Genomic DNA, 500 nt, shown 5'->3' on the forward strand with positions numbered 1-500 from the left:
ACAAAAAACTTTGAACGGACATGTCTTATTCCAAAGAGATTATTGTTTCTAAACAAGCTGTTCCAACTTTTGCAGTTGTAATTTTGGCTATAATCTTTGGATTTGGTTTGTTTTTAGTTGGATATGATCAGGGACATCTTTTCAGTATAATTCAAGGCGCTGAAGCATTTGATGATCTGTTTATTCATGAACTCACTCATGATATGAGACATGCAGCAGGGTTCCCCTGTCATTAGGTCTTTATCATGAAAACTGCTCGTTTTATCGCTTTAGTTTTGTTGGCAGGTTGTTTTGCAGGTATTATTCATGGTACAGCTAATCTTGCAATTGTAGAACCATATCTAGACGAGGCAATAGGAATTGAAAATCAAAATCTATTTTCTTCTGGTGAAGAAAAAGATACTCCTGAATTTTGGGTAGAATATTCTTCATATAGAGATTGGCAAAAAGGTGGTCAAGTTTTAGCAGGAGCTATTCTTGGAACATCTATTGGAGCATTG

General features: G+C 35.4%; 2 protein-coding genes. Both read left to right on the forward strand.

Annotation, left to right across the window (positions count from 1 at the left end):
• The first annotated feature begins 20 nt into the window (after positions 1–20).
• Positions 21–236, forward strand: coding sequence for a CbtB domain-containing protein (locus tag V3W49_RS23175; RefSeq protein ID WP_500148343.1), 216 nt, complete (start codon positions 21–23; stop codon positions 234–236).
• 9 nt (positions 237–245) lie between these two features.
• The coding region (locus V3W49_RS23180; protein ID WP_500148344.1) for a CbtA family protein at positions 246–500 on the forward strand (255 nt) is incomplete at its 3' end.

It is taken from the genome of Rosenbergiella sp. YN46 (assembly GCF_036620675.1).
GTDB lineage: Bacteria > Pseudomonadota > Gammaproteobacteria > Enterobacterales > Enterobacteriaceae > Jejubacter.

Coding starts and splice junctions, on each gene's coding strand:
- V3W49_RS23175 (WP_500148343.1), top strand. CDS start 21: ATGTCTTATTCCAAAGAGATTATTGTTTCTAAACAAGCTGTTCCAACT.